The following is a 15930-nucleotide window of genomic DNA, read 5'->3' on the forward strand; positions in this document are numbered from 1 at the left end:
CATTTTACATGGCCTATTTTGAATCCGTTAATAAAATTGCATTCGAAGGAAAAGATTCCAAGAATCCATTTGCTTTTAAACATTATAATCCGGAAGAACTGGTAGACGGCAAATCAATGGAAGAACATTTCCGTTTCGGCATGGCTTACTGGCATACATTAACTGCAGGCGGCAGTGACCCGTTCGGTGCAGAGACAGCTGTTCGTTCTTGGGATAAATACTCCGGTCTGGACCTTGCGAAAGTACGCGTGGAAGCGGCATTTGAATTTTTGGAAAAAATGAATCTTCCATACTTCTGTTTCCACGATGTGGACATCGCACCAGAAGGCAACAACTTGCGTGAATTCTACAGCAACATCGACACCATCGTTGGTCTTATTGAAGATCATATGAAATCCAGCGGTAAAAAACTGCTCTGGAACACGGCGAACATGTTCTCGAACCCACGCTTCATGTTTGGTGCAGCTTCCACGTGTAACGCAGACGTGTATGCTCATGCTGCAGCACAGATCAAGAAAGGTCTGGAAGTGGGTAAACGCCTGGGCGCTGAAAACTATGTCTTCTGGGGTGGTCGTGAAGGTTACGACACATTGTTGAACACGGACATGCAACTGGAGCAAGACAATATTGCTCGCATGTTCCACATGGCTGTAGACTACGCGAAGGAAATTGGCTTCGATGCACAATTCCTGATCGAGCCTAAACCGAAAGAGCCAACGAAACACCAATATGACTATGATGCAGCAACGTCCATTGCTTTCTTGCAAAAATACGGTTTGGACAAACACTTCAAACTTAACCTGGAAGCGAACCATGCTACACTGGCTGGTCACACATTCGATCACGAAATCCGCGTTGCTCGCACAAACGGTATGCTCGGTTCCCTCGATGCGAACCAAGGCGATATGCTAATCGGTTGGGATACGGATGAGTTCCCGGTTGATATGTACGATGCTACATTAACGATGTATGAAGTATTGAAAAACGGCGGGATCGGCCGTGGTGGTGTGAACTTTGACGCAAAAGTACGTCGTGGTTCCTTCGAAGCAGACGATCTGTTCCTCGCACACATTGCAGGTATGGACACGTATGCTAAAGGTCTGAAAGTAGCTTCAAAATTGATCGAAGATCGTGTATTCGATGAATTCATCGAGCAACGTTACAGCAGCTTCAGCGAAGGTATCGGTGCAGATGTGGTTGCAGGTAAAGCAACACTCGCTTCCCTTGCCGAGTATGCGCTGAACAACGAAAGCCCACGCAAAAACCAATCCGGACGTCAGGAATTGCTTAGAGCCAAACTCAACCAGTACATTCTGGCTGACTAATAGAAGTTAAGCAAAGTCCAGGATGAAGGGATACCAGCCTACCTGAGATTACTCGGGTGTGGCTGAAATAAATCTTCGGCCTGCACTATGCAAGACCAGCTTGTACCATGGAACGCCTGAACAAGCATGACATTCGGACCGTCCCCGACTTTCCCTTGGGAAGACGGGACGGTTTTTTGGTTAAACAAATAACGCGGTTTTTAAATTTTTGATATAAATGACTAATTTGCATGCTGAACGAAGTGAGCAGAAAGACCTGAATGTTCTCTGATCACGGAGTGGTTACATGTTCAATTGAGAGGTTTCATTAAAGGATTTCTCCCTTCTCAAGGGATTAAAGGAAATCCGGGGGTAACGGCGATCCAAGGGTTTTCTGATCACGGAGTGACCATATGAGCATCAAGAGTTTCATTTATACAATCCTGTTACAAACGAGAGGAGTTAACCTATGAGTTACGTAATTGGTGTCGATCTAGGAACAAGCGCAGTCAAAACCGTGCTGGTTAACCGTGAAGGAAAAGTGGCGTTTGAAGCATCGGAGTCATATCCGCTCTACCAACCCAAGGCTGGCTACAGTGAACAAAATCCAGAGGATTGGGTAGAGCAGACGATTGTGTCCCTTCGCAAATTGCTGGAAGTGTCTGGCGTGCAACCTTCGGAAATCGAAGGGTTGAGCTTCTCCGGCCAGATGCACGGACTGGTCTTGGTAGATGCCGAAGGTAAACCGCTGCGGAATGCAATCTTGTGGAATGATACACGCACAACAGCTCAGTGCCGTCGTATCGAGAAAGTGCTAGATGGCAAGCTGTTAAGTATTGCCCGTAACCGTGCTCTTGAAGGGTTTACCTTGCCTAAGATTCTGTGGGTACAGGAGAATGAACCAGAACTATTGCAACAATCAGCTTTGTTCCTGTTACCTAAGGACTATGTGCGTTATCGCCTGACAGGGGATTATGCCATGGATTATTCGGATGCAGCGGGTACCTTACTGCTGGACGTTGCAGGCAAACAGTGGAGTACGGAGATTGCGGAGGCATTCGAACTGCCAACTTCACTCTGCCCACGTCTAGTGGAGTCATTTGAAGAAGTAGGCACACTGCTGCCTGAGATTGCGGATCAAACGGGTCTTGCCGCTGCAACCAAAGTATTCGCCGGCGGTGCGGATAATGCCTGCGGAGCCATTGGTGCAGGCATTCTGAGTGAAGGGCAGACGATGTGCAGCATCGGAACGTCCGGGGTTGTCCTTTCTTACGAAGAACGCAAGGACCTCGATTTCGAAGGCAAAGTTCACTTTTTTAACCATGGGGAGAAAGATGCTTTCTATATTATGGGGGTAACTCTTGCGGCAGGATACAGCCTGTCCTGGTTCAAGGATACGTTTGCAGCGGACAAATCATTTGATGTACTTTTGCAGGGCATTGATCAGGTTCCGGTGGGCAGCAACGGGTTACTATTTACACCTTATATCGTTGGGGAGCGTACGCCTCACCCGGATGCGAATATTCGTGGCAGCTTTATCGGCATGGATGCCGGGCACAAGCTGGAGCACTTTGGACGTGCGGTGATGGAGGGCATTACGTTCTCCCTGCGTGAGTCCATTGATATTCTGCGCGGCGCAGGTAAAACGGTCAATGAAGTCATTTCCATTGGCGGCGGTGCCAAAAATGAAGCCTGGTTGCAAATGCAGGCGGATGTATTCAATGCCACCATTGTGAAGCTGGAGAGTGAACAGGGGCCTGCGATGGGTGCGGCGATGCTGGCTGCTTATGGCTGTGGCTGGTTCCCAACCTTGCAGGAATGTGCAACGGCGTTCATTCGCCCAGCTAAATCCTATGCACCTAACCCGGAAACGGTCGCGGTGTACGATGATCTGTTTGCAATCTATCAGGATGTCTACGGACAGACACGCAGCCTGAATGATCGGTTGGCAGCATATCGTTAATCTAATATTCAGAGTCAGAGCATCCGCGAAAGCGGGTGCTTTTTTGTTGTCTGCAATTAAGTTCTCAAGATGCCCCAAAGAAAACGGGATGAACATCGTCAAAGGGTTCGAACGTCTGACATAACCATAATCCGGGCTTGCATACATTGGATATAGAGGGTCTTGATCCGGTCAGACCTATGTTCAGTATGTGACAGATTCAGTGGTTCAGCTGATTAATGTTTAGCTGGGGGTGAAGCTTTGGATGAACCTAAGGAGTCAGGAAGACCACAGATCACCTTGTCGATGATCGTTCGCAATGAGGAGAGCCGATATCTCAGGCAGGCTCTGGAGACGCATCGTCCATGGATTGATCGTGCTGTAATTATTGATGACGGAAGTACGGACGGTACGGTTGCGATGTGCCGGGAACTTCTGGACGGTATTCCACTCGTATTGGTGCAGAATACTGCATCACGTTTTGCTGACGAGGTAAGCCTGAGAAAACAGCAATGGGAGGAAACGGTAGCAACGGGACCAGAGTGGATTTTGAATCTGGACGCGGATGAGATTCTGACCTCTGATTTTGGTTCTGCGCGGGATCAGTTGCTTCAAGGACAGGAAGATGCAATCTATTTCAGATTGTATGATATGTGGAGTGAGACACAGTACCGGGAAGATGAATTCTGGCAAGCTCATGCCTATTATCGACCCTTTTTGATTCGATACAACCCGGAGATGAGCTATGAGTGGAAGGAGATCCCCCAGCATTGCGGCCGTTTCCCGTTAACGATTCAACATATGTCCTATGGTTGTCATGCTCCCCGGGTGAAGCACTACGGTTGGGCTAGAGAAGAAGACCGTATCCGCAAATACGTGAGATATCAGGCACTGGACCCTGACGCAAGATACGGTTGGAAAGAACAGTATGAATCGATATTGGATGCAGAGCCACGTCTGTTGTCATGGTCCGATTAGGGAGAGGGGAGTGAACAACGTTGAGGAAAGACCAGATACGCAAATCTGAAGGAGAATCCAATCCTCAAGCAGAACTGAAGTCTCAAGCAGAACTGAAGTCTAAAGTTGAAAAAAAACAGCCATCTCGGAATCATTCGGAATCCGAAAAGGAAGACAATCGGTTGTCCACTGAACATTCGATATTCGAAGAAACCCCTGAGGGTGCAGATCTTCAGGAGTCTATCCTGGAAAGAATCCTGATTGCCAGCCCTGTTCGGCAGACCGCAGCGGTGCTTCGTGAATTTCTGAATTCCCTGAATGCGCTGGAACGAACCACAGTGAAGACGGATTATCTTTTTGTAGACGATAACGAAGAAGAAGCCGCGTCGAATATGCTCCGTGAATACGTGCTTCAGCATAAAGGTACTGTGATTCATGCGGATGAGCAATCCGGGGACCCCGTTAACCAAAAGGGAGTATACACCAAGGATGAGGGAGGCCATTATTGGCAAGATGAGCAGATTTGGCGTGTAGCCGGTTTGAAAAATAACATTTTGCAATATGCGCGCGACCATAAGTACGATGCGGTCTTCCTGATTGATTCCGATCTGGTTCTGCACCCGCGGACGCTGGAGCAACTTGTATCGAGCGGCAAAGATATTATATCCACTATTTTCTGGACGCGATGGCAGCCTGGCGCAAGGGAAATGCCGCAGGTATGGCTTCAGGATGAGTATGCCTTATATCGTCGAGGTGGCAAAACATCAGCCGGGACGGAGGCGGAAGACGAAGGTACGCAAACGACTGCTTTTCTGAACCAGTTGCGGATTCCCGGTTGTTACGAAGTTGGAGGACTCGGGGCTTGTACCCTCATTCGCCAAAATGTATTGGCAGCCGGGGTTTCGTATGACCAGATTCCGAATGTATCTTTCTGGGGTGAAGATCGACATTTTTGCATCCGTGCTCAGGCACTTGGTTTTCGTTTATTCGTTGATACGCATCTTCCTGCCTATCACATCTATCGCCTGTCCGAACTGCCGGGGGTATCTGCTTTTAACCGCAGGGCCAGACGAGGCGAAGAGACGATCAGTATTACCTTGTGCATGATTGTCAAAAATGAAGAAGCTTCCCTTACCAGATGTCTGGACTCGGTCAACGGTATTACGGATGAGATTGTAATCGTTGATACCGGTTCAACCGATCGTACCCGCCAGATCGCAGCGCGATACACGGATTGTATCTTTGATTTTGAATGGGTGGATGATTTTGCAGCAGCGCGTAACTTTGCCTTTGATCAGGCGACGAGTGAATATATTCTGTGGCTGGATGCCGATGATGTGTTCGAAGCGGAAGACCGCGCCAAGCTAATTGCTTTGAAACGTTCGCTGGACCCGGCTGTCGATAGTGTTACGATGGATTATCATCTTTCATTCACGGCAGAAGGACTGGTAGCTTACAGCCTGCGCCGGAATCGTCTGGTGCGTCGGGATCGGCAATTCCGCTGGATTGGTGCAGTGCATGAATATCTGGCTGTAGCGGGCAATCTGTTGCATAGTGATATCGCGGTTACCCACAAGAAAGATAAGGAATATACCGATCGCAATCTGCGGATCTATCGCAAAAGGGAGCAGGCCGGAGAGGAATTCGCGCCGCGCGACTTGTACTATTTTGGCAACGAATTGAAGGATCACGGGCAGCACGAGGATGCGGTGAAGTACTATGGAAAGTTTCTGGATACCGGTCTTGGCTGGCTGGAAGATCAGATTGCTGCTTGCCAGAAAATTGCGGATTGTGAGGCCGCACGTAAACGTCCGGAACAGGAAGTGTCGGCGCTGCTGCGATCGTTTGCTTATGATTTGCCGAGAGCCGAGATCTGCTGCCGATTAGGTGGTTATTTTGCCGACCGTGAAGATTATCGCAAAGCCCTGTTCTGGTACGAACAGGCGACTCGTGCTGTACGTCCTGATGATCCTATGGTGGTGCTGAATGAAGCAGCCTGGACCTGGATGCCGCATCTGCAACTCTGTGTCTGTTATGACCGGATGGGTAACCGTGCCAAGGCCCGGGAACATAATGATATCGCACTTGCCTATCACCCAACACATCCGAGCATGTTATATAACGATCGTTACTTTAAAGATTTGGAGAAGGATAATGTATTGGAAAATGCCTAAAGCACCATGCATATAGAATGGAACTGTAGGTATAGATATTGCTAGAGCAGTTGTTTGTGACAAGCGCCTCCTCTGATGAAGGAGTGGACGCAAGGTGCCACTTTAATGAGAGGGGGTTGTTGACGTATTTGCATCAAAGGAGTTATTGTAGACATATTAAGTCTTTTATTGAGGAGGAATTAGATTTTGAAGTATTCCAAAGCTGCCAATTACGCCAAATTATCTTTCGATTGCCAGTAAAAAATCAATGATGCAGTAAGTATTTTTTGTACTTATTATAGATATAATTTGTCTTTTATATCTATTATAAATTTCAACAAACGAATATATCCAGAAGATTTCATACACTATTTTTTTGAACAAAGGAGATTGAAATGAATTCATTTATCATCTATTTATTGGCTTTAGGTGCCTTCGTTGTAGGAACAGCCGAATTTGTCGTATCTGGCGTTCTAGATATCATTGCCCGCGATTTACAGGTTTCCATCTCATTAGCGGGACAATTGGTCACCGTATATGCACTATCTCATGCATTGGGAGCCTGGGCTCTGGTCATGCTGACTTCCAAGTTACAACGTAAAAAAGTACTTTTGTATTCCATGCTTATTTTTATCTTGGGAAATATCATTGCATTCTTCAGTTTGAACTTTGGCATGCTTATGTTCTCCCGCATTGTATTGGCCATGAGTGGTGGTCTGTATTTTGTCCTTGCCACGAACTATGCTGCAAGACTAGCTCCTGCTGGCAAACAGGGTAGCGCCATTGCAACTGTCATCACAGGATTCACCGTTTCGTTGGTATTAGGAGTGCCGATTGGTACCTTCATTGCTGCCTACATGGATTGGCACTATGTTTATATTATGATTGCAATCATTGCATTTATTAATTTTATGCTGTTGTACAGATTTATTCCTCGAATGGAAGGTAACCCGTCTCTCTCCCTGAAGCAACAATTGTTGATTATCAAAGATAAAAAGGTTATTACTGGATTATTAACGACTGTATTCTGGATTCTGGGGTACACCATGGTATTTGCATATATCGCTCCACTTTTAAGTATAGTAGCTGATTTTTCAATAGAAATGATTAGCACGGCGTTACTTGTATTGGGTGTATTTGCATTTATAGGTTCTCGTCTTGGTGGCTATGCGGTAGATCGATGGGGACCTGTTCGCACGATTCCAATCAGTTTGATTATTCATGCTGGAGCCCTCTTTATTTTGCCAATCACAGCAGGTTCCACAATAGGTATTCTTCTGACCATCATGATTTGGGGCACAGCTGCCTGGATAACAACGCCCGCGAATCAGTTCTATTTGATAACATTGAGACCACAGTCTTCTGAAACAGTCCTGAGTTACAATACGGCAGTAATGAACATAGGTATGACTCTCGGTGCCGGATTGGGAGGTGTGGTTGTGAAATACAATTCCGTTCAGAATTTGGGGTGGATCGGTGGTATGGTCCTGCTGCTGGCGCTGGCGATTGCCCTTGTTTCCTTCAGGTTGACTACAAAGCCAAGTTAAATTCAATGTCTTTATATAAGGAAGAAGTGAATATTGGATTAATATATTTCATCCAGGGGAGGATATGCTTTACAATAATAACTAACGGAAAAGCAGTGAACATGATTGCTTGTCTTCGGCTGCCGAATCTTTAAAAACAAGGGGAATTGGATATGAATTTGACGCAAGTACTATTGGAATCAAGGCTGGTCGCCATCGTGCGCGGCATTAGCCGTGAAGCGGCGGTAACCGCAGGACAAGGCATGACGGGCGGGGGGATTCGCCTGATGGAAGTAACACTTAACACACCCGGAGCACATCATATTATTGCAGACTGGCGTGAGCGGCATGAAGGAAAAGCTTATGTTGGAGCGGGCACGGTACTGAACGTGCAGATGGCCAAGGAAGCAGTGGCGGCAGGGGCACAATTTTTGGTGTCTCCCAATGTCGATCTGTCCGTGATTGAATATGCTGTAGAACATGGAGTGGAGATCTGGCCTGGAGCCATGACACCAACGGAGATTATAGCTGCACATGAAGCGGGAGCACGTGTCGTGAAGCTGTTTCCGATGGCGAGTCTGGGCATTCCGTATCTGAGAGAGATCAAAGCTCCACTGGATCACATTCCACTGCTGGCAACAGGTGGTGCCACACTAGAGAACATTGCTGATTATTATGCAGCAGGCGCGGCTGCCGTGGGCCTGGGAAGTGCACTTCTACCACGAGAAGCCCTTGCAGCAGGAGATCATGAGCAGATTGCAGCCTGTGCACGTACATTTGTGGAATTGGCTAAGGTCTAGGTTTCATCTGCACATGAGGATTATGTGAAATTGGGTATATATATGAAGGCTTCTTTAGATTAATCGTTATCATAAAAACCGATGAAGTTTAACGTGCAGTTCATCCTATTGTCTTATGATGGATATATGCCAGAAGCCGGAGAGGATAGATGCCCTGTGAAAGCTAGAACAATGATTGGCGGTATGCTGGCTGTTGCTGCAGTGACGGCAGGTGGATTATGGCAGGCAGCGGTGAAGAGCCAGACACCCCGAAAGATTCCGATCACAATGACACCACCAATGCCATTTGAGGATGTGACCTTTGATAGTGGTGGAGGTCGGGTGCACGGTTGGTTCATACCGGCCAGAGCCGATATGCCTAAGCCATGGCCGCTCGTTATTATTGCACATGGCTGGGGCTCCAATCGCTCACGTGTTCTTCGTTATGCACGACCGATCTGGGAAGCGGGATATGCCCTGTTTATGTATGATGTCCGAAGTCACGGGGCCAGTGATCCGGTTCGTGCTGCATCCGCCTATTTGTTCCGGGATGATCTGCTGGCGGCATTGAAGTACACGACTGCACGACCGGAGATTGATCCGGATGCTATTGGTGTACTTGGACATTCTCTAGGTGGACTGGGTACGATTCTTGCGGTGACAGAGGGTATTCCCGTATCAGCGGTTATTACCGACTCCATGCCATCGCAATTTGAGGTCATCGTCAGTTCGGAGCTGAGACGCCGGCGTCTGCCTCTGTTTCCACTCGCTCAGTTGATTCCGAGAATCTGGTTCTGGAGACTTGGCGAATCTCTGAGTTCCTATCGTCAGCGTGATCCGGTGATAATGCTGAATGAACGGCGCAGAGGAATGCAACTGCCGATGCTTATGGTGCATTCCAAGGGAGACAACTTCATTCCCCGAGTGAGCTTGAATATTTTATGTCCAAAGCCGATCCGCCTGTAGAACATCTATGGGTCAACAGCGGAGGACACAGTTGTTCCGAGGAAGATCCCGCATTCTGGGATACCGTTATTCCGTTCTTGAAAACCCATGTCCAAGGCCGGACGAAGTGCATCGATTCAACTATCAATAGCGGTTAATAGGGGAGAATCAGGCCTACATAAAGAAGCAGGCTAACAGAGGAAACGCCAACGTGGATGGCGTTTTTTTGCTATTTTGAAGCAATATGCAGAAATTCACATTTGTAAAATTGCCCCGAAAATGACCATTAAAAAGGAAGCTTATGGTATCATAGGATAGACTGGCAATATTCATGCGAGGTTATTTGGTATGCATCCTTGTATGAAATTGAAGGGAGAGGTCCAGATTTGAGTTTGAATTGGAAGATAAATGTACGTTTCAAAATGTTCACAGCCAAAGCGGCAACGGCAGCCATGGCAACATTGTTGCTTGCTTCGCAAACACCGGGTTATGCGGGGAGTGCAGCAGCCGCGCAAGCAGAACAGGTGACCGAAACAACGGGGGATCATGAACAACTAGACGCAACGAGCAATGACGTGCCCGAGGGAGCGAAAATCTCATCCAGGCAAGCCAGTGAAAATATATTTAAATTATTTCCATTATTAAAAAAAGCAACGATCTCATCTGCACGATTCGATTCACCTAATTCCTATCCACGACCAGATTACAAAGCGTGGGAGATCGGGTTCCAGATTACTCAGGGCAATCATACGATGGGATTCGGTGCAACCGTACATGCAGACACAGGGGAAGTGTTAAGTGTACATTTACCATCGGATATCATGGATAAGCATATCTCGGCATCCGATGTGAAGCTGACTAAGGCTGAAGCTGAAGAGAAAGCCGTGACATTTCTGTACCAAGCCATTCCCGGTCTGAAGGACAAGGAGTATGCTTCTCTTGGAGATCTCTATTCATCGATCGAACAACAATCATTGTTCGGCAGAACGGAGTATCGGTATGGTTACCAGTTAAAACATGACGGGTTGTTGTCTGACGCGGATACAGTCTACATAAATGTGGATGAAAGTGGCCTGGTAACAGGTTATTCACGGAGTACTACCGCAGCTAAATATCCTTCATCGAAACCGGCAATCTCGGAAGAGAAGGCCAGACAGCAGTTTGAGAAACAGTTTGATGTGGAATTAGCCTATATCTCTAAAAATGGACTTTCTTCAAAGCTGGTTCAACCGTATTATCTCGGGTATGTGCCGAAGAATCACAGTATGGTTTCGCTTGAAGCGAATACATTGGATCGAATTGACCCGAGTACTGGAAAAGCTGTTGATGAAGAGTCTTTCGGGCACGATAAACCGCTGAAAGGCAGTGTAGCCTCTTTTGTCCCGGCAAACGGTCAGAGATTAAATGCACAACAGGCCGAGAATCTGGTCAAAAAGAACTTTGAACTTCCAAAGGGCTACAAGCTGGAGCACAGTCAGTTAAATAAAGGGCAGTATACCAGTCCGAATAATCAGGTCTGGAGTCTGAGCTGGAGTAACCGGAGTGCGAGCGCATCTTATATGTTTATGCGGGACATTTCAGCACAGGTGGATGCGACTACCGGACAGATCTACAGCTATAGCATGTATGATCGGATAGGGCCAGACGCCGAGCAGGAGAAGCCGTCTGAGGAAAAACAGGGCAAGACCATGACTCGGACGCAAGCCGAGAAACTGGCGATCAATACGGTCATTGCACTTATTCCGGATGCTACGAAGCAGCTACGGTTGTCTAACGTCACCGAGGTAGATGATGCTCGTACGTTTATGTTCCAGCGATACCTGAACGGGATTCCGGTCAATGGTGATTCGGCACAAGTACAGGTGCTGAACAACGGGACGATTAACGAATTCTATACGCACATGGCTGCAACGCCAGAACAACTGCCAACAGATGTTAAGCCTGCCCTCAGTCATGAGGAAGCCAAGGCAATCTATCTGAAAGACTTCAAGCTGAACCTGGCTTACTCTCGTCATGGTGGATATAGCGTGAGTGGGCAGGCAATACCTCTTGGGATTAACCTTGCTTACATTCCCTCGCGAGGTGAGAATTCGCTCGATGGAAACGTTGAGGTACTCGATGCCAACTCGGGAGAATGGACGCCGTTATACGGTAGCCCAAGCTCTGCAACAAAGGCTGATCTTACGGATATTGCGGGTCATGTGGCGGAAGCAGCTGTCCTTAATATGACACAACATGGCGTGTTGCTTGCTGATGAGCAGGGAAGGGTATTCCCGGATCGTGTCATCACTAGAGGAGACTGGTTTAACTATCTGGCAAGAGCACTTAATCCCAATATGGATATGTACTATAGTGGAGATGGTGCTGACAAGCTGTATGCCGACGTTACGCCAGACAGTCCCTATTATAAGGCTGTCCGTGCATTAATGGATCAGCGCTGGCTTGTCGGAGCGGACCCTGAACAGAATCTGAATCCGCAAGAAGAGATGACTCGTGAAGAATTGGCAGTGCTGCTCGTACGTATATTACGCTATGAGAAGCTGGCCGGATTCTACACGTTACCATCGGATCTTCCCAATGTCGCGGATGCCAGTGCCGTTACGAATAAGGGAGCTGTTTCCCTGAGTCTGAAAATGGGCTTGCTTCCTTCCATTGAAGGTCGGTTCATGCCAACACGCAAAGTGACAGTAGCTGAAGCGTCACAGGTATTGGAACGGCTTGCCAAGCTTCAAGGCAAAACAGATACATTTATGAGTGGTAATCGTCTGTATTAGATTAGGAATTGCGAATAGATGCCCATGTGAATCATAGGATTATGATAACGGGTAATCGTGATTTCATGTGACTGAAGATCAGGGAGACCTTCCATAGAAGGTCTCTTTTGATTTAATTTTTACAAAACTAGAAGAATGATGACAGAACCTTTTGTGATACAATAGGGCGTGAGAACTTTGCGAAGAGGGGTGGGTTCCTTTCATGGGCAAGAACGGGAAAAGAATGTTCACCATATTGCTGGCAGGCTGTCTGATTGCTGTTGCGTTACCACGTACGGTTGATCTGGATCAGCTGTATGCTGCATCGGGAACATCAGATATATCCTCGACCACGGATTTGCGCCAGACCTTGCTTACCGCAATGTCGCAGCGAACGGAGGAACTTGTTTTTACATACAAAGGCAATGTGAAAGGGCTCAAAAAACAATTGCAGACCTCCATCGATGAGGCAATGAAGAGTGACCCCTATATTCAATATACCGTTAAAAGTTATGCATTTAATTATAAAGGTTCCAATGTGTCGGCCGAAGTCCATGTGACTCTCTCGTACCGGGAGACGAAGGAACAGACCGATTATGTGAATCGTAAAGTGACGAATGTGTTGAAAGAAATGATCAAACCAGGCATGACGGATCATGAGAAAGTTAAAGTCATTCATGATTGGATTGTGCTTAACCTTTCTTATGATACCTCTTTGAAGAAGTACACAGCCTACGATGGGCTTGTTACGGGCAGTACCGTGTGTCAGGGATATTCACTACTGGCTTACCGGATGCTGGAGCGAGTGGGCATCGATAACCGGATTGTGGAAGGCACAGCGGGTGGGCAACTTCATGCCTGGAATCTTGTGAACCTGGGCGGAAAGTGGTACCACATGGATACGACCTGGGATGACCCTACCCCTGACCGTAAAGGGAAGGTCAGCCATAGCTATTATTTGCTGAGCGATGATGAGATGGCGCGTGACCATATTTGGACAGGCAAAGGCAAATACCCTGCTGCACCAGCTCCGTATCGGGAGGCGTTATTGAAGCTGGTGAAGGGCGGAGATCGCAACAAGGCCGCATATCAGAAGCTGTACTATGCTCTGGACTACTCGCTGTATGATGAACAGGATGCCGTGAAAGGCCATGCTGCGCTCAAGACTAAGGTTCAGAGTACGCTGAAGGAAGGCGGAACCTCGCTTACGTTCAGGTACAAGGGTACGGAGACTGGATTGATTGAAGATTTGCAGGATTTGTACCAGCTTGGTATGAAATCGATATCTTATTATGTGTCCAAAATGGAAGGAACCACGGATCTGCGAGTCAAGATTAACTGGACGCTCTAAACCTGCTTGGACACAGGAGCGAATCATGTGACACATCATTGTTTTGGAACAGGACGCTCCGCTTGAGGAGCGTTCTTTTTGTATGCAATGGAAGGCGTTGGATCATTGTCTATTTTTGGTATATGTCGCTTTGCTATTCTATTCTTTGGCGTATGCGAACACTACGCAGATGAGCGATACAGCATCAGAAGAAGAAGAAGAAGTAGCTATGGCTGCATTGGGTCTAGACAAAAACATCCCCGTGGCGCTACAGAAGGAAGACTGCAACGACAGGGGGTGTTTTCTTAGATGGAGTCAGATCGTATCAACTTATATAGAAGCTTTCTGAAAGAAAGTTGTATTGTAAGCATAAGCTTCGTCTTCATTTCAAATATTTCCTCTTAGTGCTTGTCGGTTGGTGAATCCGTAGGTGTGAAATCACATTCCTGCAGCGGCACCACTTTGGTCTTCTTGATCCATTTATAACCGAGCCACAATACCAGGAACAACGGTACGCTCAGGTAAGCGACGATTGCTCCGCTCCAATCAATCTGATCACCAGTGAATGCCTGGTAGTTCTGTCCGATGATCACGATAATACACAGGACAAAGGCGAAAATGGGCCCAAATGGGAACCAGCGTGCGCGGTAAGGCAGATCGCTCAGGTCCCTGCCTTGGGCAACGTATGCACGGCGGAAGCGATAATGACTTATGGCGATACCAAGCCAAGTGATAAAACCACACATACCGGATGCGTTCAGCAACCAGGTATACACAATGCCATCGCCGAACAGGGAGGCAAGGAATGCCAACATGCCAACGGCTGTCGTGAGCAACAGGGCATTCATCGGAATGCCTTTTTTGTTCAACTTGCCCAGGAAGCGAGGGGCTTTACCGTCACGGGCAAGAGCATAGAGAACCCGGCTTGAAGCATACATGCCTGAGTTGCCGGCAGAGAGTACAGAGGTCAGAATTACGGCATTCATGACGGAAGCCGCAATGGCGAGTCCAGCTTTCTCAAAGACCAGTGTAAACGGGCTGACGCCGATATTTTGCAGATCACCCTTGAGCAGATTCGGATGAGTGTACGGAATGATCAGACTGATCACGGTAATCGCCAAAATGTAAAAAATCAAAATACGCCAGAATACTTGACGAATCGCACGCGGGACATTTTCACGCGGGTTCTCACTTTCACCGGCAGCTACACCAATAAGCTCGGTGCCCTGGAATGAGAATCCGGCAGCCATGAACACACCCAATACAGCGAAGAATCCGCCATGGATCGGCGCATCACCTATGGTGAAGTTACTGAAACCCACTGCTTCTCCACCCATAATACCGAAGATCATAAGCACGCCAACGGCCAGGAAGATGATAACGGTAGCTACCTTGATAATGGCGAACCAGTATTCGGATTCTCCGTACCCTTTGACAGACAGGACGTTCAAGGAAAAGATCAGCACGAGGAACAGCAAGCTCCATAACATGGATGAGCTGTCAGGGAACCAGTATTTGATAAGTACCGTGGCGGCGGCAAGCTCGGCAGCAATGGTCACGGCCCAGTTGTACCAGAAGTTCCAGCCCATGGCGAATCCAAGCGCGGGATCAACAAAACGTGCGGCATACGTATTAAATGAACCGGAGTCCGGCATAAAGGTAGCAAGTTCACCAAGACTGGTCATCAGGAAATAGACCATGATGCCAACGGCCACATAGGCAATTAATGCTCCGCCAGGTCCTGCGGTGGAGATGGCAGTACCACTTGCGAGGAATAGCCCGGTACCGATTGAACCACCAAGGGCAATCATCGTCATGTGGCGTGCGCGTAATCCTTTTTTCAGGGTAGGTTCGGTTGAGGTTGACGGGTTACTGCGGTCTTGCATGGAAACACTCCTTCATTCGATATACTGATGTTTGCGATACCTTGATTCATAAACAAAAAAGACCGCAGGCATCAGCCTGCGGTCTCTATATTCAATGTCCGCACCATGTCCCAGATGATTAAGATAGCTCAACACAGAAGAAATCATACCTTCATCAAAGAATATGTACTTCCGTGACAGTTCTGCGCCTTTCGACAGCAGCCCCAGCCCACCGGACCGTATAGAGGAACGTCCAGTGTGCTTCGGCGGGTACACCTTTCGGCTGATATCGTAGACGGCTCCTTAGCGCCTCCATCAGCGTACTGATCGCACCCGCGACCTCTACCTCACCATTAATGGATGAGGTGTATCTATT

General features: G+C 47.7%; 11 protein-coding genes and 1 riboswitch. Of the genes, 10 read left to right on the top strand and 1 reads right to left on the bottom strand.

The genetic code is table 11. From position 1 onward, the window contains the following. Positions 1-8: 8 nt before the first annotated feature. The 10 genes from xylA (at position 9) to C0Q44_RS10075 (ending at position 14038) form a co-directional block, all read left to right on the top strand. Positions 9-1325, top strand: coding sequence for a xylose isomerase (xylA, locus tag C0Q44_RS10030; RefSeq protein ID WP_105407106.1), 1317 nt, complete (start codon positions 9-11; stop codon positions 1323-1325). 448 nt (positions 1326-1773) lie between these two features. Continuing rightward, on the top strand, positions 1774-3267 hold the full coding sequence (gene xylB / locus C0Q44_RS10035; RefSeq protein WP_105407107.1) for a xylulokinase: 1494 nt from the start codon (positions 1774-1776) through the stop codon (positions 3265-3267). A 240-nt stretch (positions 3268-3507) separates the two neighbouring features. Then, positions 3508-4224: a glycosyltransferase family 2 protein gene (locus C0Q44_RS10040; RefSeq protein WP_258166229.1), complete on the top strand. Its 717-nt coding sequence runs from the start codon at positions 3508-3510 to the stop codon at positions 4222-4224. A 1082-nt stretch (positions 4225-5306) separates the two neighbouring features. Then, positions 5307-6377: a glycosyltransferase family 2 protein gene (locus C0Q44_RS31750; RefSeq protein WP_105407671.1), complete on the top strand. Its 1071-nt coding sequence runs from the start codon at positions 5307-5309 to the stop codon at positions 6375-6377. 374 nt (positions 6378-6751) lie between these two features. Beyond that, positions 6752-7903: an MFS transporter gene (locus C0Q44_RS10050; protein ID WP_105407108.1), complete on the top strand. Its 1152-nt coding sequence runs from the start codon at positions 6752-6754 to the stop codon at positions 7901-7903. Positions 7904-8055: 152 nt separating this feature from the next. Next, the gene (locus C0Q44_RS10055; protein WP_105407109.1) at positions 8056-8682 is read left to right on the top strand and encodes a bifunctional 4-hydroxy-2-oxoglutarate aldolase/2-dehydro-3-deoxy-phosphogluconate aldolase; all 627 of its coding nucleotides are present in this window, start codon (positions 8056-8058) and stop codon (positions 8680-8682) included. Positions 8683-8838: 156 nt separating this feature from the next. Further along, positions 8839-9627: an alpha/beta hydrolase gene (locus C0Q44_RS10060; protein ID WP_181150922.1), complete on the top strand. Its 789-nt coding sequence runs from the start codon at positions 8839-8841 to the stop codon at positions 9625-9627. Between the two features lie 365 nt (positions 9628-9992). After that, a complete protein-coding gene (locus C0Q44_RS10065) occupies positions 9993-12380 on the top strand; it encodes an S-layer homology domain-containing protein (RefSeq protein WP_105407111.1) in 2388 nt (795 codons plus the stop codon). Positions 12381-12582: 202 nt separating this feature from the next. Then, a complete protein-coding gene (locus tag C0Q44_RS10070) occupies positions 12583-13710 on the top strand; it encodes a transglutaminase domain-containing protein (protein WP_105407112.1) in 1128 nt (375 codons plus the stop codon). An 82-nt stretch (positions 13711-13792) separates the two neighbouring features. Further along, a complete protein-coding gene (locus C0Q44_RS10075) occupies positions 13793-14038 on the top strand; it encodes a hypothetical protein (protein WP_105407113.1) in 246 nt (81 codons plus the stop codon). 52 nt (positions 14039-14090) lie between these two features. On the opposite strand, the gene C0Q44_RS10080 is transcribed toward C0Q44_RS10075, so the two are convergent. Next, positions 14091-15575, bottom strand: a complete 1485-nt coding sequence (locus C0Q44_RS10080) for an amino acid permease (RefSeq protein ID WP_105407114.1) — start codon at positions 15573-15575, stop codon at positions 14091-14093. A 116-nt stretch (positions 15576-15691) separates the two neighbouring features. Continuing rightward, positions 15692-15907, bottom strand: a riboswitch (Lysine riboswitch). Positions 15908-15930 lie beyond the last annotated feature (23 nt).

The sequence above is a fragment of the Paenibacillus sp. PCH8 genome, from assembly GCF_002968835.1.
Classification (GTDB): domain Bacteria; phylum Bacillota; class Bacilli; order Paenibacillales; family Paenibacillaceae; genus Paenibacillus.